Source organism: Microbacterium sp. MM2322, from assembly GCF_964186585.1.
Lineage (GTDB): Bacteria > Actinomycetota > Actinomycetes > Actinomycetales > Microbacteriaceae > Microbacterium.
This window is the reverse complement of the sequence record NZ_OZ075067.1, coordinates 1,540,298-1,563,606: the sequence shown is the minus strand read 5'-3', so window position 1 is coordinate 1,563,606 and position 23,309 is coordinate 1,540,298. Positions and strand designations below refer to the sequence as shown.

General features: G+C 68.7%; 28 protein-coding genes and 2 tRNA genes. 14 read left to right on the top strand and 16 right to left on the bottom strand.

The genetic code is table 11. The features are described 5' to 3' along the window. Window positions 1-22: 22 nt before the first annotated feature. Entirely contained in the window at window positions 23-343 is a 321-nt protein-coding gene (locus ABQ271_RS07655; protein WP_349308193.1) for a hypothetical protein, read from the top strand. Continuing rightward, window positions 327-902 (top strand): hypothetical protein, encoded by a 576-nt coding sequence (locus tag ABQ271_RS07650; RefSeq protein ID WP_349308192.1) that lies wholly within the window; start codon window positions 327-329, stop codon window positions 900-902. The genes ABQ271_RS07655 and ABQ271_RS07650 overlap by 17 nt, the downstream gene beginning before the upstream one ends. A gap of 12 nt (window positions 903-914) precedes the next feature. On the opposite strand, the gene ABQ271_RS07645 is transcribed toward ABQ271_RS07650, so the two are convergent. The 7 genes from ABQ271_RS07645 to ABQ271_RS07615 form a co-directional block, all read right to left on the bottom strand. Beyond that, window positions 915-1,403 (bottom strand): DUF2017 family protein, encoded by a 489-nt coding sequence (locus ABQ271_RS07645; RefSeq protein ID WP_349308191.1) that lies wholly within the window; start codon window positions 1,401-1,403, stop codon window positions 915-917. Beyond that, a complete protein-coding gene (clpS, locus tag ABQ271_RS07640; RefSeq protein ID WP_349308190.1) occupies window positions 1,400-1,690 on the bottom strand; it encodes an ATP-dependent Clp protease adapter ClpS in 291 nt (96 codons plus the stop codon). Before clpS ends, ABQ271_RS07645 begins: the two co-directional genes overlap by 4 nt. Then, on the bottom strand, window positions 1,690-2,040 hold the full coding sequence (locus ABQ271_RS07635; RefSeq protein WP_349308189.1) for a metallopeptidase family protein: 351 nt from the start codon (window positions 2,038-2,040) through the stop codon (window positions 1,690-1,692). The genes clpS and ABQ271_RS07635 overlap by 1 nt, the downstream gene beginning before the upstream one ends. 25 nt (window positions 2,041-2,065) lie before the next feature. Next, window positions 2,066-2,141, bottom strand: a tRNA-His gene (locus ABQ271_RS07630). Window positions 2,142-2,175: 34 nt separating this feature from the next. Next, entirely contained in the window at window positions 2,176-2,796 is a 621-nt protein-coding gene (gene orn / locus ABQ271_RS07625; protein WP_349308188.1) for an oligoribonuclease, read from the bottom strand. Between the two features lie 45 nt (window positions 2,797-2,841). Beyond that, window positions 2,842-2,914 (bottom strand) — tRNA-Arg (locus ABQ271_RS07620). 26 nt (window positions 2,915-2,940) lie between these two features. Continuing rightward, the gene (locus tag ABQ271_RS07615; RefSeq protein WP_349308187.1) at window positions 2,941-3,549 is read right to left on the bottom strand and encodes a hypothetical protein; all 609 of its coding nucleotides are present in this window, start codon (window positions 3,547-3,549) and stop codon (window positions 2,941-2,943) included. A 60-nt stretch (window positions 3,550-3,609) separates the two neighbouring features. On the opposite strand from ABQ271_RS07615, the gene ABQ271_RS07610 reads away from it, so the two are divergent. After that, a complete protein-coding gene (locus ABQ271_RS07610) occupies window positions 3,610-5,034 on the top strand; it encodes a PLP-dependent aminotransferase family protein (protein ID WP_349308186.1) in 1,425 nt (474 codons plus the stop codon). A gap of 7 nt (window positions 5,035-5,041) precedes the next feature. On the opposite strand, the gene ABQ271_RS07605 is transcribed toward ABQ271_RS07610, so the two are convergent. Further along, window positions 5,042-5,287: a hypothetical protein gene (locus ABQ271_RS07605; protein WP_349308185.1), complete on the bottom strand. Its 246-nt coding sequence runs from the start codon at window positions 5,285-5,287 to the stop codon at window positions 5,042-5,044. 126 nt (window positions 5,288-5,413) lie between these two features. On the opposite strand from ABQ271_RS07605, the gene msrA reads away from it, so the two are divergent. The 5 genes from msrA (at window position 5,414) to ABQ271_RS07580 (ending at window position 9,317) form a co-directional block, all read left to right on the top strand. Further along, window positions 5,414-5,938 (top strand): peptide-methionine (S)-S-oxide reductase MsrA, encoded by a 525-nt coding sequence (gene msrA, locus ABQ271_RS07600; protein ID WP_349308184.1) that lies wholly within the window; start codon window positions 5,414-5,416, stop codon window positions 5,936-5,938. A 170-nt stretch (window positions 5,939-6,108) separates the two neighbouring features. Next, window positions 6,109-6,582 carry a single-stranded DNA-binding protein gene (ssb, locus tag ABQ271_RS07595; protein ID WP_349308183.1) on the top strand — a complete coding sequence of 158 codons (474 nt, stop codon included), beginning with the start codon at window positions 6,109-6,111 and terminating at the stop codon, window positions 6,580-6,582. 44 nt (window positions 6,583-6,626) lie between these two features. Continuing rightward, a complete protein-coding gene (locus ABQ271_RS07590; RefSeq protein ID WP_349308182.1) occupies window positions 6,627-7,115 on the top strand; it encodes a DUF6993 domain-containing protein in 489 nt (162 codons plus the stop codon). A 50-nt stretch (window positions 7,116-7,165) separates the two neighbouring features. Then, complete coding sequence (gene ettA / locus ABQ271_RS07585) at window positions 7,166-8,845, top strand: energy-dependent translational throttle protein EttA (RefSeq protein ID WP_036309106.1); 1,680 nt, start codon at window positions 7,166-7,168, stop codon at window positions 8,843-8,845. Next, window positions 8,838-9,317: a thioesterase family protein gene (locus tag ABQ271_RS07580; RefSeq protein ID WP_349308181.1), complete on the top strand. Its 480-nt coding sequence runs from the start codon at window positions 8,838-8,840 to the stop codon at window positions 9,315-9,317. Before ettA ends, ABQ271_RS07580 begins: the two co-directional genes overlap by 8 nt. A 4-nt stretch (window positions 9,318-9,321) precedes the next feature. Here the strand turns inward: ABQ271_RS07580 and ABQ271_RS07575 are convergent, their stop codons facing one another. Further along, complete coding sequence (locus ABQ271_RS07575) at window positions 9,322-10,194, bottom strand: acyl-CoA thioesterase II (RefSeq protein WP_349308180.1); 873 nt, start codon at window positions 10,192-10,194, stop codon at window positions 9,322-9,324. A 63-nt stretch (window positions 10,195-10,257) separates the two neighbouring features. Here ABQ271_RS07575 and ABQ271_RS07570 point away from each other — a divergent pair, with 63 nt between their 5' ends. Further along, window positions 10,258-10,932 (top strand): hypothetical protein, encoded by a 675-nt coding sequence (locus tag ABQ271_RS07570; RefSeq protein ID WP_349308179.1) that lies wholly within the window; start codon window positions 10,258-10,260, stop codon window positions 10,930-10,932. Window positions 10,933-10,947: 15 nt separating this feature from the next. Here the strand turns inward: ABQ271_RS07570 and ABQ271_RS07565 are convergent, their stop codons facing one another. From ABQ271_RS07565 to pepN, 7 genes are all read right to left on the bottom strand, one after another. Beyond that, window positions 10,948-11,397, bottom strand: a complete 450-nt coding sequence (locus ABQ271_RS07565) for a globin (RefSeq protein ID WP_349308178.1) — start codon at window positions 11,395-11,397, stop codon at window positions 10,948-10,950. Continuing rightward, a complete protein-coding gene (locus ABQ271_RS07560) occupies window positions 11,394-12,482 on the bottom strand; it encodes a mechanosensitive ion channel domain-containing protein (RefSeq protein ID WP_349308177.1) in 1,089 nt (362 codons plus the stop codon). The genes ABQ271_RS07565 and ABQ271_RS07560 overlap by 4 nt, the downstream gene beginning before the upstream one ends. A gap of 10 nt (window positions 12,483-12,492) precedes the next feature. Beyond that, window positions 12,493-13,227, bottom strand: coding sequence for a response regulator transcription factor (locus ABQ271_RS07555; RefSeq protein WP_349308176.1), 735 nt, complete (start codon window positions 13,225-13,227; stop codon window positions 12,493-12,495). Continuing rightward, window positions 13,224-14,477 carry a sensor histidine kinase gene (locus ABQ271_RS07550; RefSeq protein ID WP_349308175.1) on the bottom strand — a complete coding sequence of 418 codons (1,254 nt, stop codon included), beginning with the start codon at window positions 14,475-14,477 and terminating at the stop codon, window positions 13,224-13,226. Before ABQ271_RS07550 ends, ABQ271_RS07555 begins: the two co-directional genes overlap by 4 nt. A 9-nt stretch (window positions 14,478-14,486) precedes the next feature. Next, window positions 14,487-15,320: an ABC transporter permease subunit gene (locus tag ABQ271_RS07545; RefSeq protein ID WP_349308174.1), complete on the bottom strand. Its 834-nt coding sequence runs from the start codon at window positions 15,318-15,320 to the stop codon at window positions 14,487-14,489. Then, entirely contained in the window at window positions 15,317-16,231 is a 915-nt protein-coding gene (locus tag ABQ271_RS07540; RefSeq protein ID WP_349308173.1) for an ATP-binding cassette domain-containing protein, read from the bottom strand. The genes ABQ271_RS07545 and ABQ271_RS07540 overlap by 4 nt, the downstream gene beginning before the upstream one ends. Window positions 16,232-16,341: 110 nt before the next feature. Beyond that, window positions 16,342-18,891 (bottom strand): aminopeptidase N, encoded by a 2,550-nt coding sequence (pepN, locus tag ABQ271_RS07535; RefSeq protein WP_349308172.1) that lies wholly within the window; start codon window positions 18,889-18,891, stop codon window positions 16,342-16,344. A 124-nt stretch (window positions 18,892-19,015) separates the two neighbouring features. Here pepN and ABQ271_RS07530 point away from each other — a divergent pair, with 124 nt between their 5' ends. From ABQ271_RS07530 to ABQ271_RS07510, 5 genes are read left to right on the top strand one after another with little or no spacing between them, the layout of a single operon-like run. Further along, entirely contained in the window at window positions 19,016-19,552 is a 537-nt protein-coding gene (locus tag ABQ271_RS07530) for a ribose-5-phosphate isomerase (protein ID WP_349308171.1), read from the top strand. Further along, window positions 19,552-20,544, top strand: a complete 993-nt coding sequence (locus ABQ271_RS07525; RefSeq protein ID WP_349308170.1) for a zinc finger domain-containing protein — start codon at window positions 19,552-19,554, stop codon at window positions 20,542-20,544. The genes ABQ271_RS07530 and ABQ271_RS07525 overlap by 1 nt, the downstream gene beginning before the upstream one ends. 22 nt (window positions 20,545-20,566) lie before the next feature. Then, on the top strand, window positions 20,567-21,220 hold the full coding sequence (locus ABQ271_RS07520) for an FMN-binding negative transcriptional regulator (protein WP_349310842.1): 654 nt from the start codon (window positions 20,567-20,569) through the stop codon (window positions 21,218-21,220). Beyond that, window positions 21,217-22,719: an amidohydrolase family protein gene (locus ABQ271_RS07515; protein WP_349310841.1), complete on the top strand. Its 1,503-nt coding sequence runs from the start codon at window positions 21,217-21,219 to the stop codon at window positions 22,717-22,719. The genes ABQ271_RS07520 and ABQ271_RS07515 overlap by 4 nt, the downstream gene beginning before the upstream one ends. 13 nt (window positions 22,720-22,732) lie before the next feature. Next, window positions 22,733-23,263: a gamma carbonic anhydrase family protein gene (locus ABQ271_RS07510; protein WP_349310840.1), complete on the top strand. Its 531-nt coding sequence runs from the start codon at window positions 22,733-22,735 to the stop codon at window positions 23,261-23,263. Window positions 23,264-23,309: the final 46 nt, after the last annotated feature.

Below are 23,309 nucleotides of genomic sequence, written 5' to 3'. Positions count from 1 at the left end.
GATCACCGGCTACCGTGAACGCATGGCCAACCTCCCCCTTGAACTCGGCAAGCAGTTCGCTTCCCTCGGCGTGACGACCGTCTACGGCGAACAGCAGGACGTCGACGGGATCCGCATCGTGCCCGTCGCCCTGACCTGGTCGGGCTTCGGCGCGGGTGAAGACACTTCCGGCGGTGCAGGCGGTGGTGGCGGCGGCGCTGCCATCCCTCTCGGCGCTTACATCCGGAAGGGCGATGACCTTCGCTTCGAGCCGAACCTGGTGTCGCTCGTCGCTGTCGGGATCCCATTCGTGTGGGTCGCGGGACGGGCGCTGAGCCGCGTCATCCGTGCTCTCAAGCGCTGAGCCGACGCTCGCCGCGGCGATGGCGGCGGGGGTCGATCAGGTGGCGGCTGCCGTTCGCCGGGTCACCCGCGTCCCGACGATCGTGCTGGTGGACGGGCGCTCGGGCGCCGGCAAGTCGACGTTCGCCGATCTTCTCGCCTCGCGGGTCGATGAGGCGACGGTTGTGCGGCTCGACGATGTGTATCCCGGGTGGGACGGCCTACGTGCCGGAGCCGACACCGTGCGTGCGAGGGTGCTCGCGCCACTGCGTCGCGGTGACCCCGGCAGGTGGCCGGAATGGGATTGGGATGCCGACCGGCTCTCGGGACGAGAACGTCGAGTCGATCCCGCGAGGATCGTGATCGCAGAGGGCGCCGGTGTCCTCACCCCGGCATCCGCTCGGTTGGCCGACGTGACGGTCTGGGTGGATGCACCACGGGAGGCCCGCCGCGCTCGCGCGCTCGAACGCGACGGCGAGACGTACCGGCCCCACTGGGATCGCTGGGAGCGGCAGGAGGACGTGCACGTTCGCGACCATCGACCCGCAGAGATCGCAGGCGTCGTCGTCACCCTTCCCTGAGCGGCGCACGCCTCAGGCGTCGAGCGCCCGCACGAGTATCTCGAGGCGATATCCGATCCACTCGTAGACACCGAAGCGGGCGTCGTCCTCGGCGTCCTGATCCTGCTCGGTGATCCCGAGACGCTCGGCCAGCACGAGACGGAGGGCCGCGAGAGTCCGAAGCCAGGCGCCGGCGAGCTCCGGGGTCAACTCGACGACGAGGATGTCCTCGGCGGATGCGCGGTCGAGTTCCGCGAGGTCCAGTTCCATACCGTCGCGGTACAACGACGCGCGAACACCCGCGGCATCGGCCGCCCGACGAGACAGCAGGTCGTCCTGCGTGAGCCGGCGGAACTCCGTCGTCGCGTCGTCGTCATCGGGATACGCGTCGGGGACGAGGCGCCGCACCGCGGGATCCGACTCGTCGCGCTCGGCGATGACCTCTTCGAACTGACCGACGAGATCGGAGAGGTGAGCGGCTTCCAGGAGTGAGAGCTCCATCGTGATGCTGGGGCGCGTCATCCGCCGGCCTCGCGAACGGTGGCCCACAAGCCGTAGTCGTGCATCGCCTGCGTGTGGAGTTCCATCTGCTCGCGCGAGCCCTCAGCCACGACGGCGTGCCCGTCGTGGTGAACGGCGAGCATCAGGCGATGCGCCTTCTCGCGAGAGAACCCGAAGTACTCCCGGAAGACATGCTCGACGTAGCTCATGAGGTTGACCGGATCGTTCCAGACGACCGTCTGCCACGGACCGGACGTGGATGCCTGGAGGTCGATCTGCTCGTCGATCTCGGGGAGCGCGGTGCTCATCACGCCCACCCCAGCTCGTGCAGGCGCGCGTCGTCGATTCCGTAGAAGTGGGCGATCTCGTGGACGAGGGTGGTGTGTACCTCGTCGCGCAGCTCATCGAGGTCATCGCACGCGTGGAGGTGGGGTTCGCGGTAGACCATGATCCGGTCGGGGAGGTCGCCCATCCCGTACCGGTCTCGTTCCGTCAGGGCGAGTCCGTCGTACAGCCCGAGCAGATCGAGAGAACCATCCTCGGGGCGGTCCTCCACGACGAACACGACATTGTCGAGCCCTGACACCATTTCAGGCGGAAGAGCATCGAGTTCGGCGGCCACCAGATCCTCGAACGCCTCGGCATCCATATCGATCATGACCACGCCTCACGCGGAGAAGATATGGGGTGAGTAACGGGACTTGAACCCGCGACCCCCTGGACCACAACCAGGTGCTCTACCAACTGAGCTATACCCACCATGCGCCCGTCTCCGGGCAACCCCACAAGTGTATTACAGTCCGGAGGCGAACGACGACACGGCGGATGCCGCGGCGGTCCGCGCGTCGTCGGTGGAAGGCCCGGGAGCTTCGACGAAGACGGTCTCGCGGTAGTACGCGAGCTCGCGGACGCTCTCACGGATGTCGGCAAGCGCCCGGTGTCCGCCGTCCTTGGCGGGCGCGTTGAAGTACGCGCGGGGATACCAGCGGCGGGCGAGTTCCTTCACGCTGGAGACATCGACATTGCGGTAGTGGAGCCAGCGGTCGACGCGCGGCATGTACCGGGCCAGGAACATCCGGTCGGTGCCGATCGTGTTGCCCGCGAGGGGGGCTTTGCCTTCGGGCACGAAGCGCTGGATGTACTCGAGCACCTGGAACTCCGCATCCGCGAGGCTCACGCCGTTCGGAATCTCGTCGAGGAGCCCCGAGCTCTCGTGCATCTTCGTGACGAAGTCGTTCATGTGATCGAGAGCCGACGCGTCGGGCTTGATCACGATCTGGAAGCCGGGGTCGAGGACGTTGAGCTCGAAGTCGGTGATGACGACAGCGACTTCGACGAGCTCGTCGACCGACAGGTCGAGCCCCGTCATCTCGCAGTCGATCCAGACGAGGCGGTCGTTCTCAGCGGCTGACACGTGGTCTCCTCCCACAGGAGTCGCCGCGGTCACGACGACTCGGAGCCCCTCCAGAGGGATTCGAACCCCCGACCTGGCGGGTAGAAACCGCTCGCTCTATCCACTGAGCTATGGAGGGAAGGATGCTCGATCCCAGGCTACCGGTCAGACCGCGATGCTCGCCCTGCGGACGCGCTGCGCGCGCAGCCGCGCCGACAGATCGAGGGCCAGGTGGACTCCGGGACCGATGAGGACTGCGAAGAGGACCGTGCCGAGCCCCACCGTTCCGCCGAGGAGCCAGCCGGTGGCGAGCACGCTGCCTTCGACTGCGAACCGGCACACCCAGATGGGCCAGCCGAATCGGGCGTGCAGGCCCGTCATGAGTCCGTCGCGGGGCCCGGGGCCGAGGTCCGCACCGAGGTAGATGGCGGATGCCGCCGCGATCAGCGCGATCCCGAAGACGAAGACCACGACTCCCCAGAGGTAGTTCTCGACCGGCGGGATGACCGCGAGCGCGCCTTGCATGACCGTTCCGACGAGCAGGATGTTCGCGATCGTCCCGACGCCCGGACGCTGTCGCAACGGGATCCAGACGAGGAGCACCAGTGCCCCGGTGATCACGACGATCCACCCGATCCCGATACCGGTCTGGAGCGACAGGCCTTCGGCCAGCACGGTCCATGGGTCCAGCCCGATGCCCGCTTGGACGAGGACGGCACACCCGATGCCGTACAGGGCGAGGCCGATGACGAGGCGGATCAGGCGGAGAAGCATGTTCCCATTTCACCGTACGATTGGCCTACTGCATGCAGTCCAATCCCGGAAAGGTGGACCATGGACTCTCGAATCGGCGCCCGGAGCCTTGCCGCTGCGCTCGGCGGATGGCGAACGCGGACTCCCACGTACGAGGCTTTGGCCGACGGCATCCGTCTCCTGTGTCTCGACAACCGGGTCGCCGCCCACACCGCGCTCCCCGCCGAGCGCGAGCTTGCGGTGACCCTCGGTCTCAGTCGCGCCACCGTCGCCGCGGCATACCGCTCGCTGCGCGAGAGCGGGCACATCGAGAGCACCCGAGGGTCGGGAAGCATCACGCTCCCGCAGGTCCGGCGGGGTGCGGGCCGCGTCTTCAACGACGGCGGCGGCATCGATCTCCAGCAGGCGAGCCCCGCGGCCTGGCCCGGCCTGGCCGGGATCATCGCGGACGTGGGGGCGGATGCGGCATCCCTTGTCGGTCGGCCGGGGTACGACATCGTCGGCAGCAGCGAACTGCGTATCGCGATCGCCGACCGGTACACCGCTCGGGGGATCCCGACCGCCCCGGACGAGATCCTCGTCACCAATGGCGGACAGCACGCCATCCACCTCGTGACGGCGGCGCTCCTCGGCCCGGGAACGACTGCTCTCCTCGAGACGCCCACGTACCCGCACGCAACGGACGCGATCAAGGAGACGGGAGCCCGGGTGACGGGCACTCCCGTCACGGTCGACCATGGCTGGGACCTGGACCGGGCGGTGCAGACGTTCCGTCGTGCCCGTCCGACGCTGGCGTACGTGATGCCGTCGTTCCAGAACCCCACGGGCCGCTCCATGACAGCGCTCGACGCCGCCACCTTCCGGGCCGCCGCGGATGCGGTCGGGGCGACCCTCGTCATCGACGAGACGACCTCGGAACTGTCGATCGACGGTCGTCAGCCGGAGGAACTCGACTTCGGACCGCAAGCCGTCCGCATCGGCTCTCTCGGCAAAACCGTCTGGGGTGGGCTCCGCGTCGGCTGGGTGCGCGCCGACCGCGTTCTCATCAGGCGCCTGGTCGCGTCCCGACCGCGGCGCGACCTCGGAACGGCGGAGTTCGAGCAGGCCGTCGCCACCCGCCTGCTGCGCATGATGCCCGAGATCCTCCCGCAACGGGCCGAGCTGCTCGGCCAGGGGAGGGATGCCGCAGTCGCTGCGCTCCGGCAGTCCTTCCCCGCGTGGACGGTTCCCGTCCCTCTCGGCGGGGTGTCGTTGTGGGTCGGTCTGGACGCGCCGCTGAGCGGTTCGCTCGTCCTGGCCGCGCGACGCGAGGGGGTTCTGCTGTCCGCCGGCCCGCGATTCTCGGTGGACGGCGGGTACGAGGCGCATCTGCGGGTGCCATTCACCGCGCCCCCCGAGCAGATCCGGGACGCCGTCGCGGTGTTGTCCCGGCTGTGGCCCGAGGTGAGCGGGCGCCCCGCGGCGCCTGCCGTCGACGAAAGCGAAGCGGTCGCCGCGATCGTGTGAGCGAGGATCACCGCGAATCGTGGAGCGCGGCGACCGCGTCCTCGAGGCGCCAGAACTCGCCGACCTCCACGAACGCTCCCGCAGATGCGCGGAAACGTCGCGCCCGATAGCGAGATGCCGCCTCGTCTCCCGTGCGGGCGACATGACCGATGACGCGCCCAGCGGCATCCACCACCCGCCAGAGCCGGTCGGAGACAGGCGCCAGGCGGTAGCGGCGCAGCCGGGCATCAGCGGTCGGAGCGATGATGGTCAAGGTGCCTCCTCTGCGTCGATTCGCACGGTACGCTCGGCCACCGACACGCCCGCGTGCCCGACGGAACATCGACGCCGCCGCGAGCGTTGTCCCCCCTGACGATCCACAGTGAAAGGAAGGTCGCTCATGCAGACCTATGTGCTTGCCGGAGGCTGTTTCTGGTGTCTCGACGCCGCCTACCGGGCTCTCGAGGGAGTCGTCTCGGTCGAGTCGGGCTACATCGGCGGTTCCGCTTCGTCTCCCACCTACGAGCAGGTGTGCACGGGGACGACGGGGCATGCGGAGGCCGTCAAGGTGACATTCGACGAAGAGGTCATCCCCTCCGACGTCATCCTCGACGCGTTCTTCACGATGCACGACCCCCGCCAGCTCAACCGACAGGGCAACGACGTCGGCACGCAGTACCGGTCGGCGATGTTCCCCGCCGACGACGCGCAGCGCGAGACGTTCGAGCAGGCCGCGGAGCGCGCCGCCGAGTGGTGGGGTGGTGGACTGGTCACGACGATGGAACCGCTCAGCGAGTGGTACCCCGCCGAGGACTACCACCAGGACTTCTTCACGAAGAACCCCGGTCAGGGCTACTGCCTCGCCGTCGCCGTTCCGAAGGTGAACAAGGTCCGCGCGCGGTTCGGCGAGTACGCCCGCCGCTGAGCCTTCTCCCCACACGCCCTGGTTGCCGACCGTATCCACCGGTCGGCAACCGGGGCGTTGTCGCGTCCGCGTGCGACGGAATCCTGAAGGGGCTCCGACGCCCGCCGGGCACGCGGGCGTCGGAGCATCGACCGGGCACACCCGTGCCCTCGACGCCTGGAGGAATAGCAATGAAGGATCACATCACGATCGTCGGCAACGTCGGCGCGGACCCCGAGTTCCGCCGACTGCCCGACGGTACGCCCGTCGTATCGCTGCGCGTCGCCAGTACCGACCGCCGCTACGACGCCAAGTCCGGCGCTTGGGTGGACGGCCTGACGAGTTGGTATCGGGTGTCGGTGTTCCGCACTCTCGGAGAGCACGTCGCCGCATCCGTTCGCAAGGGACAACGCGTCGTCGTGCACGGCGCGCTGGCCATCAAACGATGGGAAGCGGGGGAGAAGTCGGGAACGGATGCCGAGATCGACGCGTTCGCCGTGGGCCACGACCTCGCCTTCGGGACGACGGTCTTCACCGGCACGGCCCGCACCAAGGAAGAAGCGTCGGGCGGCGCCACGGATGCCGAGTGGGCAGCGCCGGGGTTGGATGAGGCGACCCCCAGCGAACCGCAGTGGCAGGCCGAGCCGGTCGCCACGCCGTTCTGAGGAACCCAGCCGGCTCGGAGGTCGCACCCCCTAGACTCTGGCGCGTGCGCAGACACCAGCCCTCTCGGGGATCCCGCCTGCTCCTCATCGCGCTTGCGCCCCTCGTGGCGGTGTCACTCGCAGCCTGCACGCCGGAGCCGAATCCGGCGCCCTCCGAGCCCGCACCCTCGTCCTCGGCACCTCGTCCTTCGTCGACTCCGACGGCGACTCCTGCGGCAGATACGGCCGCCGCGCGCCTCCCGGAGTTCACCCGGGTGATGGACGCGGTGTGGAAGGACTCAGCCTCCGTCAAGGGTCGCGACTACATCGACGCTCTCGTGGCTGCGGGGTTCGAGAAAGACGCGATGCAGGTCACAAAGGACAAGACCTCGGTCGACGACCCGGCTGACAGCATCCAGTTCTCCGTCCGCATCGGGACCGAATGCCTCGTCGGACAGGTCGGCCCGTCCGTCCCGGCCCCGACGGCGCTCGTCATGCCGGGGCTCGCCGAAGGGGAATGCCTCGTGGGCCAGACGCGTCCGATCAACTGGTGACCGCTCGTCGGTCCCTCGGTGAGGGGCCGCACACGTAGACTTGGGCCGTTATGGCCGAATACATCTACTCCATGGTCCGTGCCCGCAAGGCGGTCGGCGAAAAGCTCATCCTCGACGACGTCACGATGGCGTTCCTGCCGGGCGCCAAGATCGGCATGGTCGGTCCGAACGGCGCCGGTAAGTCCACGATCCTCAAGATCATGGCTGGCCTCGACACGCCGTCGAACGGTGAAGCGAAGCTGTCGCCCGGGTTCTCGGTCGGCATCCTCATGCAGGAGCCCGAGCTCGACGAGACCAAGACCGTCCTCGAGAACATCCAGGACGGCGTGGCCATCAAGCCCAAGCTCGACCGGTTCAACGAGATCTCCGCCCTGATGGCAGACCCGGACGCGGACTTCGACGCGCTCCTGGCCGAGATGGGCACGCTGCAGGAGGAGATCGACGCCGCCGACGGCTGGGACCTCGACTCTCAGCTCTCGCAGGCCATGGATGCTCTCCGTACCCCGCCGGCGGACGCCGCAATCGCCCCGCTCTCCGGTGGTGAGAAGCGTCGCGTCGCCCTCGCCAAGCTCCTGCTCCAGAAGCCCGACCTTCTCCTGCTCGACGAGCCCACGAACCACCTAGACGCCGAGAGTGTCCTGTGGCTCGAGCAGCACCTGCAGGCCTACAAGGGCGCCGTCATCGCCATCACCCACGACCGGTACTTCCTCGACAACGTCGCGGAGTGGATCGCCGAGGTCGACCGCGGTCGCCTGATCGGGTACGAGGGCAACTACTCGACGTACCTCGAGAAGAAGGGCGAGCGCCTGGAGGTCCAGGGCAAGAAGGACGCCAAGCTCGCCAAGCGACTCAAGGAAGAACTCGAGTGGGTGCGCTCGAGCGCCAAGGGACGCCAGACCAAGTCGAAGGCCCGTCTCGCCCGCTACGAGGAAATGGCCTCCGAGGCCGAGCGGACCCGCAAGCTCGATTTCGAGGAGATCTCGATTCCGCCGGGGCCGCGTCTCGGAAGCGTCGTGATCGAGGCGAAGAAGCTCCAGAAGGGCTTCGACGGGCGCTCCCTGATCGACGGGCTCAGCTTCAGCCTGCCGCCGAACGGCATCGTCGGCGTCATCGGCCCGAACGGTGTCGGAAAGACGACGCTCTTCAAGTCGATCGTGGGACTCGAGCCCCTCGACGGCGGCGACCTGAAGATCGGCGAGACCGTCAAGATCAGCTACGTCGACCAGTCACGCTCCAATATCGACCCGAACAAGACGCTGTGGGAGGTCGTCTCCGACGGCCTGGACATCATCACGGTCGGCAAGACCGAGATCCCGTCGCGCGCGTACGTGTCGAAGTTCGGCTTCAAGGGCCCCGACCAGCAGAAGAAGGCCGGGGTTCTCTCCGGTGGTGAGCGCAATCGCCTGAACCTCGCGCTCACCCTGAAAGAGGGCGGCAACCTCCTCCTCCTCGACGAGCCCACGAACGACCTCGATGTCGAGACGCTGAGCTCGCTCGAGAACGCGCTCCTCGAGTTCCCCGGTTGCGCCGTGGTCATCACGCACGACCGGTGGTTCCTCGACCGCATCGCGACGCACATCCTGGCCTACGAGGGGACGGCCGAGAAGCCCGACCAGTGGTACTGGTTCGAGGGCAACTTCGAGGCGTACGAGTCGAACAAGGTCGAACGCCTCGGCGCCGACGCCGCGAACCCCGCGAAGTCGACGTACCGCAAGCTGACGCGTGACTGACGCCCGCATCCGCGTTCCCATCCACCTCCGGTGGGGGGATCTCGACGCGTACAACCACGTGAACAACGCGGCGATGCTCAAGCTCCTCGAGGAGGCGCGCGTGCGCGCCTTCTGGGTGCCCGGCGCTGGGGAGCGGGTCGTCCCCACCGCCGTGATCGACGCGAGCCACGGTGCCGCGCACCTGACGCTCATCGCGCGGCAGGAGATCGAGTACCTCGCCCCGGTGCCCTACCAGCGCGATCCCATCGACGTGCAGATGTGGTTCGGGAAGATCGGTGGATCGAGCGCCGAGGTGAACTACGAGGTCTTCACGCCCGAAGGCCAGGCGCCGCAGACGCTGTACGCGCGGGCATCCACCGTCATCGTTCAGGTGGATGCCGTGACCGGGCGACCCGTGCGCCTGTCGCCCGAGACCCGGGCAGCGTGGGAGCCGTTCGTCGGCGAGCCGCTGCCGCCGCTCGGGCGGCGCTGACCGCTCAGTTCTGGTCGGGGACTCTGACCATGATCTCCTGCGCGACGGACGCAACGAGTTCGCCGTCACGCGAGAAGATCCGACCCGTGGCGAGTCCGCGGCCGCCCTGCGCGCTGGGGGACTGCTGCACGTAGAGCAGCCACTCGTCGACGCGGGCCGGACGGTGCCACCACATCGCGTGATCGAGGCTCGCAACCTTCAGACCGGGCGTCGACCACGACGCTCCGTGCGCGCGCAGCACCGACTCCTGAATCGTCAGGTCGCTCATGTACGCGAGTGCGGCGCGGTGCAGCCGCGGGTCGTCGGGTACTGCGCCGCGCGTCCGCACCCACACGGACTGGTGCGCAACATGCTCGGCACCCACCGTCGCGTAGATCGGCTCTTCGACGTGGCGGACCTCGACGGGGCTCTGATCGAAATGACGTTTGCTCATCGGGTGGAGACCGGCGAGGACGGAGTCGTCGGACAGGTCGTCGGGTCCGGGGATGCCCTCGGGCATCTCGTCCTGGTGCTCCAGCCCTGTCGCATCGATCTCGAACGAGGCGATCATCGAGAAGATCGGCACGCCCTCTTGGAAGGCCTGGGTCCGCCGGGTCGAGAACGACCGGCCGTCGTGGATGCGGTCGACCGAGAACGTCATGCCCCGCGTCGAGTCGCCGGGGCGCAGGAAGTAGCCGTGCATGGAGTGAGCGGCCCGCCCGTCGTCCACGGTGCGCTCTGCCGCGATCACTGCCTGGGCGAGCACCTGTCCACCGAACACGCGCCCCAGCGGCATCGCCTGCGACACTCCGGTGAAGATGTCCTCCGTGGTGCGGGCGTCGCTGGAGGCGAGGTCCATCACCGCCAGCAATCCGTCGACGTGGCCTGATTCGCGCACAGCGTTCCCTTCTCGGGCATCCCATGCGATCCCGGTGGGCGCCCGGTTGGTAGTTTAGGTCGGATGGCCCCGCAGCTCGTTTTCCCCGACTCCCGCTCGGCGGCAGACCTCCTCACCTTCGCGGGTCGTGCCGCCCGACTCGGCGATCCGGCCGTGCGTCTGCGCGCGAGTGCAGGGACACTCGCGGTCTCGGCGGCGCCCCTGTCGCCGCGTGGGTTCGGCGACGACACCCCGACGGTCCTCGGCATGCGTTTCCTTCGGATCGATCCCGAACTCGAGTGCGACCTCGTGGTGGATGCCGGAGCTCTCCGCGCCGGTGACGACCCGGCGCGCGTGGCCCTTCCCGACAGCGGGGTGTCCGCGGCCTGGGCAGGGATCTCGCCGCCCCGTGCGGGATGGATCCCGGGAGACCCCGTGGACGTGGATGATCTCGTCGTCGCGGTCCGCCGTGGTGTGGATGCCGTTGCCACGGCCCTCCCCGCCTCGCCCGGTGAGGACATCGTCCGCTCCGTCCGCGCCGCGGTGTGGGGAGCGCCGGATCCGAGCCTCGGCGGACTCATCGCCGGCGTGGCTTTCGCCGCGGACGCGCTGGGGTTCCTCGGGGCTGAGGGGACGGGTGCGGCATCCGTTCTTCGTACGGGTACCTGGACCCGGGTGAGCGTGCCACGCGGACACGTCCTCGTTCGGGCCGGCAACCCGGCCGGGCTCACCACGGTGCGCTCGACCGGTTCTCGCTGACCCGTCCCGGGGGAGTCAGGCCTCGGGGTGGAGAGGGAGCGCCGCGCCGCCATGGGGCTTCGCGACGGGACCGATCCCCGTCGGCTCGAACGTGTTGACCATCGCGTGCGCCGCCCGCTGGAGGTAGTCCCAGAGGGTCGCCTCATGCAGAGGCGACAGCTCCGCCTCATCCACCGCGATGCGCATGGCGCGCAACCATCGGTCGCGTGCGTCCGGATTCACGTGGAAGGGCATATGGCGCATCCGCAACCTCGGGTGCCCCCGCGTCTCGCCGTATGTCGTCGGACCGCCCCAGTACTGCTCGAGGAAGAGCAAGAGACGCTCCGCCGCCGGGCCGAGGTCTTCCTCCGGGTACATGGCGCGCAGGACGTCGTCGGATGCGACTTCGCGGTAAAAGACGTCGACGATGCGGCGGAAGACCTCGTGGCCGCCGACCTCGTCGAAGAACGTGGACTGGTCGCTCACGGTGCTGCGGTCCCTTCGGGCGGCTCGCCATCGGTGCGACCGCGCTTCTTCGGACGCCACGCGAGTCGCGGCGGGGTGGGTGGTGTCACCTGCTGCGGCTTGGTCTTGGGCGGGTTCGCGCCACGGACGCTCTGGGCGGCGTCGGCGCCGGTGAGGAGGGTGGAAGCGAGCTGGGGGAGCGGAACGCCGAGCTCGTCCAGCGCAGTCTTGAGCCGCTTGCGAAGCGCGCGGGAGACGTCGTCCTTGGCGTTCGGACGGGTCTTGACGACGAGACGGGTGATCACGGTGTCTCCGCCGATCGACTCGAGGCCCCAGACCTCGGGCTTGTCGAGGATGCGGGTGCGCCACTTCGGCTCGCGCACGAGGTCCTTCGCGGCGGTGAGCATGGCGTCTTCGACCGCGTCGATGTCCGCATCGAGAGGGACACCGACGTCGATCACGACACGCGACCATCCCTGCGACATGTTGCCGATCCGAAGGATCTCGCCGTTACGGACGAACCAGAGAGTCCCGTTGACGTCGCGGACGTGCGTCACCCGGACGCTCACGTATTCGACGATGCCGGTGGCGAGCCCCACGTCGACGACGTCGCCGATGCCGATCTGGTCCTCCGCGACGATGAAGATCCCGTTGAGGACGTCCTTGACGATGTTCTGAGCGCCGAAGCCCAGCCCCGCGCCGATCGCGGCGGAGAGCAGCGTGAACGAGGCGAGCACGCCGGGGTTCAGGATGTAGACGATCGTGAGGATCGCGATGATGACGATCGCCACGTTGACGATGTTGGTGAGGATCGACCCGAGCGTCCGGGTACGCTGCACGATCCGCACCTGCGCCAGCGGCGACATGTCGATCGCCCGGGTGTCCTCGGCGGCCGCGCGCGACTTCGCCCCGAGGACGATGTGATCGACCACGCGGCCGATGAGGCGGCGCATGATCCAGGAGAGCAGGAGTGCGGACGCGATGGTCACCGCGACCCACAGGAGGTTCCAGCCGGCCGTCACCAGGAATGCGAGGAAGTCGTCGCGGACGGATTCCCAGCCGACGGCTGACGGTTGCGGGGATGCGGCGAGAACGGGCGAGATCATCGCTCCGATCCTACCGGCGCGCCCCGTCGCCCGTCTGAGCGGCGACGCCCGCATCGGTCAGCGGGCTTGCGAGGCCGTGGGCGATGAGGACGGCGTGCACCCGGTCGCGGGCGGGCAGTTTGGCGAGGATGCGACCGACATGGGTCTTGACCGTCGATTCGCCGAGGAACAACTCATCCGCGATCTCGGTGTTGGTGAGGCCGCGCGCCATCGCCTCAAGCACATCCTGCTCGCGTGCCGTCAGGACGTTCTGTTCGTGCGCTGTGCGTTCGTCGGCGGGCGCGGGTGAGTCGGGGGAGTCCGACGTGGTCACGAGCTCGATCATCCGCCGCACGATTCGCGGGGCGAGCGTCGCCTCGCCGGCGGCGACGGCCCGGACGGCTGCAACGAGCTCGTCGCGACCGGCATCCTTCAGGAGGAACCCGCCGGCGCCGGCGCGCAGCGCTCCGAACGCGTACTCGTCGAGGTCGAAGGTCGTGAGGACGAGCACGCGCATCTCAGGGTGGCTGTCGATGATCCGTCGCGTCGCCTCGATCCCGTCGACCCCCGGCATCCGGACGTCCATGAGGATCACGTCGGGGCGCAGTGTGTCAGTCGCCGAGATCGCCTCGGCGCCGTCGCTGCATTCGCCGACCACGTCGATCCCATCGGCCGACTCGAGGACCATGCGGAAACCGAGCCGGATCAGCGACTGGTCGTCGACGATCAGCACCCGGATGGGGGCGGGGGATGCGGAAAAGCTCACGCGTGTTGCTCCTGTCTCGGGATGTGGGCGGTGACCGACCAGCCGTGCGGGTGTCGCGGTCCCGCCGACACGGTTCCTCCCGTGAGCTCGACGCGCTCTCGAAGGCCCCGCAATCCGAAGCCGGGGGAGTCCTGCGGAGCCGTCACGGGGAAGCCGTCGTCGCTGACAGCCACGGACACGCCCTTCGACTCGTGCCGGATCACCACGTCGATGCGCGTGGCTCCCGACGCGTGGCGGAGGATGTTGGTCACGCTCTCCTGCACGATGCGCGACACCGCGAGCTGGGTCCGGGAGTCGAGACCGGCGGGATCGCCCGACACGACGAGCCGGGTGTCGAACCCTGCCGCACGGGCCGAGGCGACGGTCTCAGCGGTGGTGTCGCGAGCCAGCGGGGCAAGCGGCGCCTCTGCGGGATCGCGAAGGATGCCGAGGGTCGCCCGCATGTCTCGCAGCGCCTCGCGCCCGGTGGCGGCGATCGCCTCGACCCCCGGGCGGGAGTGTTCGGCGTCGCGCGAGGCGGCGACCCCCTCGGCGAGGGCGACCATGACGGTCAGCGAGTGAGCGACGATGTCGTGGAGCTCTCGGGCGATCCGCTCCCGCTCGGCGGCCGATGCGAGCTTCGCCTGCTGATCGCGTTCGACGACGAGGCGTCGGGAGTGATCGATGAGCGCGGCGACGTATCGTGCCCGGGAGCCGACGTTGGTGCCGATGAGCCCGCCGATCACCGCATTGAGCGCTTCGTTGACGATCGATCCCCAGAGGACTGTTGTGGAGATCGCCCCCGCGGACGCGAGACCGATCCCGGTGCCGACGAGGACGACGGTCCCGATTGCGACGCCGATGAGGGTGGCGCGCGTGCTGACGTAGACGGCGACCGAGTAGGTGGCCACGAGGACGAGCGGTCCGGTGATCGGGTCCGGCGTGAAGAGGTACGCGAGGGCCACGAGGTACGCAGCCCCGAGAACGAGGATCGGATGCCGACGGCGCAACAGGAGGGACAGGCAGCCGAGAACGACCATGACGCCGAGGAACGGCAGCACCCGCACCCAGTCCGACGATCTGGTTCCGACTCCCTCGGGCAGCACCGGCGTGGCGATCACGGGCACGGCCGAGACCAGCAGGCAGACGACGCACACGAGGATGTCAGCGAAGAGGGGATGCCGCGCCCAGTATCGACGCAGCACTCCGGGCGGACGCGGAAGCCGCAGCTCTCCCTCCGAGAAGGGAGAGCTGCGGCTTCGGTTCGTCACGCCATGACCTTACGCGTCACGTACGCGGAGGACCGCCCATCCACCGAGGAGGGTTGCCGCCGGCCAGGCGAGAAGAACGATGACGTTCCGCACGGTCTCATTGGTGGGATCGGTCGTCAAACCTGCTGCAGCCGACGAAGGCAGGTAGTTGTACAGGTCGATGAGCCACCGCCACGACTCGCCGCCGAAGGCGAAGAGATTCATGACGATGGGGAGGACGAAGAGGATGCCGACGGTGGCCGCGATGGCTCCGGCACCGTTGCGGATCAGGAACCCCCATCCCAGCCCCAAGAGGGCGAACGTCGCCATCGAGATCATCGCCCAGGCCAGGGGGATCCAGGTCAGTTCGGCGTCATCCCAGGTGAACCCGTTGCTCCCGAAGATCGGCGTCACGACGAGAATCGAGATGAGCGAGGTCACCAGGGTGGTGACGATGAGGGTGGCCGAGACGATCAGCGCCTTTGCAAGGAGCACGGCACCGCGGCGAGGTTCAGCGGTCAGGGTGGAGCGGATCATCCCCGTCGAGTACTCACCGGTGATCGCCATTGCCCCGAGGATGCCTGCGACCAGCATCGTGAACTGCAGCGGTGAGACGACGGCGTTCATCGGGTTCACTGACATCTGAGCGCGGATTTCCTCGGGGAGGCTGGTGGTCACCGCGGCAACGAGCAGAGAGATCCCGGTGGCGAGCGCCACGGTCACCCCCAGCGACCACCAGGTGGAGCGCAGGGTGAACAGCTTGAGGGCCTCGCTGCGTACCAGACGCACGAAGTTCAGTCGGTACGGCGAAGCGGCCGTCGGTGCGGACATCCCCGCCGCGCGAGTGTCGATCGTCGTGGTCATGATGCGGCTCCCTGCGTGCGGTACTCGACGGAACCCTCGGTGAGGGCGAGGTAGGCGTCCTCGAGCGATCCGCTTCGCGGCGTCAGCTCGTGGAGCGGGATCTGGTGCTGGGCGGCGATCTCGCCGACCGCGGCAGCCGTCGTGCCGGTGATGTCGAGCAGACCCGCCTCGGCGGAGGTCACGGTGACATCAGGACCGGTGACGAGCTGCGCGAGTTCGCCCGTCCGCGGCGAGCGGACGGTGACGGCACTGCGTGTCCACGCCGAGACCAGATCAGCGATGCTCGCGTCGGCGAGAACCCGTCCGCGGCCGAGGACGATGACGTGGTCGGCCGTCAACGCCATCTCGCTCATGAGGTGGCTCGACAGGAGGACCGTGCGACCCGATGCGGCCTGAGCGCGCACGAACTGGCGCACCCAGCGGACTCCCTCGGGGTCGAGGCCGTTGACGGGCTCGTCCAGGATCAGGGTGCGGGGATCACCGAGGAGGGCCGCCGCGATGCCGAGTCGCTGACCCATGCCGAGCGAGAACTTGCCGGCGCGGCGCTTCGCCACGCTCTGAAGCCCCGTGATCTCGATGACCTCGTCGACCCGTGACCGCGGGATACCGTGCGTCGCCGCCATTGCGCGCAGGTGGTTCTGTGCGCTCCGGCCGGTGTGGACCGCCTTCGCGTCGAGCAGGATGCCCACCTCTGTCAACGGCGAACGCAGTGACCGGTAGTCGCGTCCGTCGAGGGTGACGCGGCCTGCTGTCGGGGAGTCGAGGCCCACGATCATCCGCATCGTGGTGGACTTCCCAGCGCCGTTCGGGCCGAGGAATCCCGTCACCTTCCCGGGCTGAACCGTGAAGCTCACGCCATCGACGGCTGTCTTGTCTCCGTACCTCTTCGTGAGGCCTTCTGCAACGATCATGAAAGTCACGCTACGGAGAGAGGCGTGCTTTCCGCGTCCCCCGCAAGCATGAGATCGGGGCGGGTGTGTCGTCCCGTAGGAGGACACACCCGCCCCGATTCGGACTCGGCTCAGTCCTGGCGGTCGCGCTCCTGCACGGACAGCGCCCGCTCGACGCCGGCGAGATTCTCGTTCACGAGGCGGCGGAGCGCCGCGGGGGCGTCACGGTGATCGGCCAGCCACCCGCGCGTCGCATCGCGGAGAGCCGTGTTGGCGAGCGGCGCCGGGTAGAGACCCACGATGAGGTACTGCGCGATCTGGTACGTCCGCGACTCCCAGACCGGCAGGAGCATGTCGAAGTACGCGCCGACGAACTCGCCGAGCGCGTCCGTCCCCGCCGGGTGCACGAAGCCGGCGGCGGCCGAGCGCACGACGGTGTTCGGCAGATCGTCGTTGTCGATGAGCGAGGCCCACGCCACGCGCTTCGCGTCGACGGTCGGCAGAGCAGCGCGAGCCTGCGCGGCGAACTCGCCACCCTTCGCCGTGTTGTCCGCGGCCTGCGCCTCGTCGATCTGCTCTGCCGAAACGACGCCGCCGGCGGCGAGCGAGACGAGCAGCGACCACAACAGGTCCGCATCGATGTCCAGCCCCGGCAGGGCCAGGTCTCCCGAACGCAGCTGAGCGACACGCTCCCACTGGCCCGGCGTGGCCGCGGCCGACGCGAAGGCGGTCACGAACTGCAGCTGGCTGTCGCTTCCCGCTTCGGCGTTCTGCGCGAGGTCCCAGAGACCGTCGGCGACGCGCTGGCGCGCGGCATCCCGCTTCTCGGGGGACACGTAGGAGTTCGCCGCGAGCTGCAACTGGCCGAGCGTCGTCCGGACGGTCGTCGATTCGGTCTCGGTGCCGATGTTCTTCAGGACCAGGTCGATGTACTCGGATGCCGAGGCCTCCGCGTCACGCGTCTGATCCCACGCGGCGCCCCAGACGAGCGAACGCGCGAGCGGGTCGCTGATCTTGCTCAGGTGGTCGGTCGCCGTGCGGAGCGAACGCTCGTCCAGACGGATCTTCGCGTAGGCGAGGTCCTCGTCGTTCAACAGCACGAGATCCGGCTGGGCGAGTCCGACGAGCTCGGGGGCCTCGGTCAGGTCCCCGTCGACATCGAGCTCGACGTGGTGGGTCCGGACGAGCGCGTCGCCCTGCAGGGAGTAGAAGCCCACGCCCAGGCGGTGCGGACGGATCGTCGGGTAGTCGGCAGGCGCCGTCTGCACGATCGCGAACCGGGTGATGGTGCCGTCACCGTCGACGCGGATCTCGGGAGCGAGCGTGTTCACGCCGGCCGTCTGGAGCCACTTCTTCGACCAGGTCGTGAGCTCGCGGCCGCTCGTTGCCTCGAGCTCGACGAGCAGGTCGCTGAGCTCGGTGTTGCCCCACGCGTTCTTCTGGAAGTAGGCGGAGACTCCGGCGAAGAACGCCTCGATGCCCACCCACGCGGCCAGCTGCTTGAGGACGGATCCGCCTTTGGCGTACGTGATGCCGTCGAAGTTGACCTGCACGTCTTCGAGGTCGTTGATCTCGGCGAAGACGGGGTGGGTCGACGGGAGCTGGTCCTGTCGGTAGGCCCAGGTCTTCTCCATCGCGTTGAAGGTCGTCCACGCTTCGGTCCACTCCGTGGCCTCAGCGGTGGCGATCGTCGACGCCCACTCAGCGAAGGATTCGTTCAGCCAGAGATCGTTCCACCACTTCATGGTGACGAGGTCGCCGAACCACATGTGGGCGAGCTCGTGCAGGATCGTGACGACGCGGCGCTCCTTGACGGCATCCGTCACCTTCGAACGGAAGACGTAGGCCTCGGTGAAGGTCACCGCGCCCGCGTTCTCCATGGCACCGGCGTTGAACTCGGGCACGAAGAGCTGGTCGTACTTGGCGAAGGGGTACGGGACCCCGAACTTGTCCTCGAAGTAGGCGAAGCCCTGACGGGTCTTCTCGAAGACGTAATCCGCGTCGAGGTGCTGCCAGAGGCTCTTGCGGGCGTAGACGCCGAGCGGGATCGTGCGACCGTCGGAGCTCGTGAGCTCCGAGAAGACCTGCTCGTACGGTCCGGCGACGAGCGCGGTGATGTACGAGGAGATGCGCGGAGTGGGCTCGAACGCCCACGTCGCCACGCCGTCGCCGGCGGAGACCGGGGCAGGGGTGGGGGAGTTGGAGACGACCTTCCACGCGTCGGGCGCTGTGACGGTGAACCGGAAAGTGGCCTTCAGGTCGGGTTGCTCGAAGACGGCGAAGACCCGGCGCGAGTCGGGCACCTCGAACTGGGAGTACAGGTACACCTCGCCGTCGACCGGGTCGACGAAACGGTGGAGGCCCTCACCCGTGTTGGTGTATTCGCAGTCCGCGACGACGACGAGCTCGTTCTCGTCGGTGAGGCCGTCGAGGGAGATGCGCGAGTCCGAGAAGACTGCGGCGGGGTCGAGGGTGCGACCGTTCAGGGTGATCTCGCGGATGCCGCGGGCGATCAGGTCGACGAAGGTCGACGCACCGGCGGTTGCCGCGAAACGGATGACGCTTCGCGAAGCGAAGACCTCGTCACCGGTGGTCAGATCGAGTGAGATGTCGTACGAATGCGTCTCGACGGTCGCACGCCGCTCCTGCGCTTCGATGCGGGTGAGGTTCTCTCCAGGCACGTTCGTGTCTCCCAGGGGTGAGGGTGGGGTGCCGCGGACGGGCGCTGCTGGCGCCGACGGCAACCGTCACAGCCTACGCCGATGGGTCGCCGTAACGACGTACCGGCGTCCCTAGAATCGTGACATGCGCATCCACATCGCGACCGATCACGCGGGCATGGAGTTCTCGACCCGCCTGCAGCACCACCTGGCCGAAGCCGGTCACGACGTCGTCGACCATGGTCCCGTCGAGTACGACGCCCTCGACGACTACCCCTCCTTCTGCATCCGCGCGGCACAGGCCGTCGCCGAGGATCAGGCCCAGGGCATCCAGACCCTCGGGGTCGTGTTCGGCGGGTCGGGCAACGGCGAGCAGATCGCCGCGAACAAGGTGCGCGGCATCCGTGCGGCCCTCGTGTGGAGCATCGCGACGGCGGAGCTTGCCCGCGAGCACAACGATGCGAACGTGATCGCGATCGGCGCGCGTCAGCACACCTTCGACGAGGCCGTCGGGTTCATCGACCGCTTCATCGCGACCCCGTTCTCGGGCGAGGAGCGTCACGCTCGTCGCATCGGTCAGCTCGCGGCGTACGAGACGGACGGGTCGCTCGAGCCCGACCCGCGTGCGGTGCAGCCGGATGTGCTCGACGCCTCGGAGACGTTCGACCCGGAAGCAGGCTGATGCCCGAGGGTCATTCCGTCCATCGGATCGCCCGGCAGTTCGACCGCAACTTCGTGGGACGGCCCCTGTCGGCCTCGAGCCCGCAGGGTCGCTTCGCCGAGGGCGCCGCCGTTCTCGACGGTCGGACGCCGACGCTGGCGCGTGCGGTCGGCAAGCAGATGTTCCTGGAGTTCGAGGGCGACGTCTGGTTGCGCGTGCACCTCGGCATCTACGGCGCCTGGGACTTCGCCGGCGAGATCGTTCTCGACCCCACGATCGCCTCCGCGAACGGTCGCATGGGACAGACGAATCAGCGCGGCGTCGCCCCCGTCTTCGACGAGGCGGGCGAGAACTCGCTCGCCTCGATCGGTGCGCCGCGTCGTGCTCGCGGAGTGGTCCGGATGAGCGAGCAGACTCGCGGCCTCGAGGATGCGACGGATGCCGAGTGGCCGCCGCCCGTCGTCGGTCAGGTGCGTCTGAGACTGCTGACCGATGCGACGTGCGCGGACCTCCGAGGACCGACGGCGTGCCAGATCCAAACGGTCGAGGAGATGCTCGCCACGGTGGCTGCTCTCGGGCCCGACCCGCTGGTCGATGACCTCGCCGAGGGCGAGGAACGCTTCGTCGCCGTCGCCGGCCGCAAGCCCACCCCGATCGGCCAGCTGCTCATGGATCAGAAGGTCGTGAGCGGGATCGGGAACGTCTACCGCGCCGAGATCCTGTTCCGGGCGAACCTGAACCCCCACACACCTGGTCGCGAGGTCCCCGAAGAGACCCTCCGGGCCATGTGGAACGACTGGGTGCGTCTGTTGACGATCGGTGTCGAGACCGGTCAGATGATGACGATGGACGACCTCGATCCGGAGGCGTATCGCCGGGCGATGGCGCATCGCGACGACCGGCACTGGGTCTATCACCGCGCGGGGCTGCCGTGCCGTGTCTGCGGAACGGCGATCGTCCTCGAGGAGATGGCCGCACGAAAGCTCTACTGGTGTCCGCGATGCCAGGCATGACCGCGGAAGAGGTTCGCTGCGAATGAGACAGAACCCGAGCTTTGCGATGACGGATGTGGCGGAGATCCGCCGCATCATCGACGCGCACCCCTGGGTCACGATCGTGAGCGACACGGACTCCGGTCTCGTCGCGTCGCACTACGCCGTCCTCCTCGATCCGACACGTGACGACCTCACGATCGTCGGCCATGTCGGGCGGCCCGACGACCTCATCCACGGGTTGGGGGAGTCCGAACTGCTCGTCGTGGTGCAGGGCCCCCACGGTTACATCTCTCCGGGGTGGTACGGCGACGGGCCGGCGGTCCCGACGTGGAACTTCGTCTCGGTGCACCTGCGCGGCACACCGGAGATCTTGACGCCGGCCGAGAACCTGGATGTCCTCGAGCGTCTCGTGGACCGTTTCGAATCCGGCATGCCGGAACCGCGACAGATGTGGCAAGCCCCGAACGACGACGACTTCGTCCGCAAGCTCGAGAAGGGCACGGTCGGCTTCCGTCTCACCCCGTCTCACGTGACGGCGAAGCGGAAGCTCAGCCAGAACCGCCCCGACGAGGTGGTCGACACGATCATCGACCGGTTGGATGCCGGGGCGAGCCCGTACGCCGACCCGCGTCTCGCGGACGAGATGCGTCGCGCCCGCGACGTGATGCGGGCCGCGCGCGGAGCCCAGTCGTGAACCCTGCGCGCGGCGAAGACGTCGGTGTCATCACAGGAGTACGCCTCACCGGCGGAGGACGGATCGACCCGTTCGGCGACGACCCGGTCGACGTGCACGTGCGCGGGGGCGTGATCGCCGACATCGCGCCGACGGGTGGGCTGCCCCTCCGGGGAGTCGTCGTCGACGGCTCCGGGGGCTGGCTGCTTCCGGGACTGTGGGACCACCACGTGCACACGGTGCAGTGGGCCCTCACGGCGCAGCGCACCCCGCTCGGGGACGTCGACAGCGCGGCGGAAGCGGCATCCGTCATGGGACGCGCACCTGTCCTGGACGACGGTCGACGTGTCGGTACCGGCTTTCGCGACGCCTTCTGGGCGGACGCGCCGTCGCTCGCCCTGCTCGATGCGCAGACAGGCGATATCCCGACCTACCTGATCAACGCCGACGTGCACAGCGTCTGGATGAACAGCGCGGCATTCCGTCGCGAGTCCATCGCGGTGACGGAGGACGGCATGCTCCGGGAGGAGCCGGCGTTCGAGATCTCCCGCCGCCTCAACGACGTCGATCCGGCGGTCGCCGACGGGTTCGTCCGGCACGCGCTCGACGTGGCGGCATCCCGTGGCGTCACCGGCATCGTCGACCTCGACATGGCCTGGAACGCGGATGCCTGGGCCCGCCGACTCGCCGCCGGTTTCGACTGCCTGCGGGTGTCGTTCGGGGTGTATCCGGCCCTGCTCGAGCGCGCCGTCGCCGAAGGCCTCGCCACCGGCGACGCGCTGGACCCTCGGGGGCTCGTCCGCGTGGGCTCGCTCAAGGTCATCACGGACGGCTCGCTCGGCACCCGCACCGCGGCGTGTTCGCATCCGTACCCCGACGACCCGCACAACACGGGTGTTCTGACGGTGCCGCCCGAAGAGCTCCAGTCGCTCATGGTGCGGGCGACGGGTGCGGGGCTGTCCTGCGCGATCCACGCGATCGGGGACGTCGCCAACTCGCACGCGCTCGACGCGTTCGCAACGACCGGGGCGACGGGAACCATCGAGCATGCGCAGCTGGTCGCGCATGCCGACATCCCGCGCTTCGCTCGCCTGGGCGTCGGAGCGAGCGTGCAGCCGGAGCACGCCGTCGATGACCGCGACCTCACCGACTCGGTCTGGGCCGCGCAGACGGCACTCCCGTATCCGCTCCGCTCGCTCGCCGACACCGGCGCGAACCTGCTGTTCGGGTCGGATGCCCCGGTCTCGCCGCTCGACCCGTGGGCGGCGATGGCAGCGGCCGTGCATCGGACCCGTGGCGGGCGCGCTCCCTGGCGCCCCGATCAGGGGCTCGACGCGGCCACGGCCCTCGCCGCATCCACGGCCGGAGGATCAGCGACCGGCAGCGCACTCGAGCCGGGGGCGGTGGCAGACCTGATCGTCGTCGACCGGGATCCGCAGACCGCGTCGGACGCCGAGCTCCGCTCGACTCAGGTGGCCGCCACGGTCCTGGCCGGCCGACTCACCCACATCGGCCTCTGAGGAACGGATACCCATGACCGTCTCACCGCTCGCGACCGTCCTCGCGCTGCCGGATGCCGCCCCGTCGGTCCACGATTCCGCCTTCGTCGCTGCTGGTGCGCGCATCGTCGGCGCGGTCACGCTGGGCGAGCACTCGTGCATCTGGTACAACGCCGTCCTGCGCGGGGACAGCGCGTCGATCGTCGTCGGTGCGCGGAGCAACGTCCAGGACGGCGTCGCGATTCACGTCGACGCCGCCCACGGTGTCGAGATCGGCGAGGACGTGTCGATCGGCCACAACGCAGTGGTGCACGGATGCCGAATCGGTGACGGCACGCTCATCGGCATGGGGGCCGTCGTACTGTCGGGCGCCGTCATCGGAGCGGGATGCCTCATCGCCGGGGGAGCGGTCGTGCTCGAGGGCGCGGAGATTCCCGACGGATCCCTCGTGGCGGGTGTGCCCGCGAAGGTGCGGCGGGAGTTGACCTCCGACGAGCGCGCCGCCATCCTCCGGAACGCCGAGGTCTACCTCGCGCACTCCGAACGTCACGGCTCGGTCGCGTGACGTCCGCCTTCAGCGCCGTCATAGCGCACCTCCTTTAGGCTTCGTC

What these genes read in the sequence shown, in the direction of transcription:
- ABQ271_RS07530 (WP_349308171.1), top strand. Translation starts at nt 19,016, where the DNA reads ATGCGCATCCACATCGCGACCGATCACGCGGGCATGGAGTTCTCGACC.
- ABQ271_RS07520 (WP_349310842.1), top strand. Translation starts at nt 20,567, where the DNA reads ATGAGACAGAACCCGAGCTTTGCGATGACGGATGTGGCGGAGATCCGC.
- ABQ271_RS07655 (WP_349308193.1), top strand. Translation starts at nt 23, where the DNA reads ATGGCCAACCTCCCCCTTGAACTCGGCAAGCAGTTCGCTTCCCTCGGC.
- ABQ271_RS07545 (WP_349308174.1), bottom strand. Translation starts at nt 15,320, where the DNA reads ATGACCACGACGATCGACACTCGCGCGGCGGGGATGTCCGCACCGACG.
- clpS (WP_349308190.1), bottom strand. Translation starts at nt 1,690, where the DNA reads ATGAGCACCGCGCTCCCCGAGATCGACGAGCAGATCGACCTCCAGGCA.
- ABQ271_RS07610 (WP_349308186.1), top strand. Translation starts at nt 3,610, where the DNA reads ATGGACTCTCGAATCGGCGCCCGGAGCCTTGCCGCTGCGCTCGGCGGA.
- ABQ271_RS07570 (WP_349308179.1), top strand. Translation starts at nt 10,258, where the DNA reads ATGGCCCCGCAGCTCGTTTTCCCCGACTCCCGCTCGGCGGCAGACCTC.
- ABQ271_RS07635 (WP_349308189.1), bottom strand. Translation starts at nt 2,040, where the DNA reads ATGATCGATATGGATGCCGAGGCGTTCGAGGATCTGGTGGCCGCCGAA.
- ABQ271_RS07525 (WP_349308170.1), top strand. Translation starts at nt 19,552, where the DNA reads ATGCCCGAGGGTCATTCCGTCCATCGGATCGCCCGGCAGTTCGACCGC.
- ABQ271_RS07615 (WP_349308187.1), bottom strand. Translation starts at nt 3,549, where the DNA reads ATGCTTCTCCGCCTGATCCGCCTCGTCATCGGCCTCGCCCTGTACGGC.
- ABQ271_RS07560 (WP_349308177.1), bottom strand. Translation starts at nt 12,482, where the DNA reads ATGATCTCGCCCGTTCTCGCCGCATCCCCGCAACCGTCAGCCGTCGGC.
- ABQ271_RS07510 (WP_349310840.1), top strand. Translation starts at nt 22,733, where the DNA reads ATGACCGTCTCACCGCTCGCGACCGTCCTCGCGCTGCCGGATGCCGCC.
- msrA (WP_349308184.1), top strand. Translation starts at nt 5,414, where the DNA reads ATGCAGACCTATGTGCTTGCCGGAGGCTGTTTCTGGTGTCTCGACGCC.
- ABQ271_RS07540 (WP_349308173.1), bottom strand. Translation starts at nt 16,231, where the DNA reads ATGATCGTTGCAGAAGGCCTCACGAAGAGGTACGGAGACAAGACAGCC.
- ABQ271_RS07645 (WP_349308191.1), bottom strand. Translation starts at nt 1,403, where the DNA reads ATGACGCGCCCCAGCATCACGATGGAGCTCTCACTCCTGGAAGCCGCT.
- ssb (WP_349308183.1), top strand. Translation starts at nt 6,109, where the DNA reads ATGAAGGATCACATCACGATCGTCGGCAACGTCGGCGCGGACCCCGAG.
- ettA (WP_036309106.1), top strand. Translation starts at nt 7,166, where the DNA reads ATGGCCGAATACATCTACTCCATGGTCCGTGCCCGCAAGGCGGTCGGC.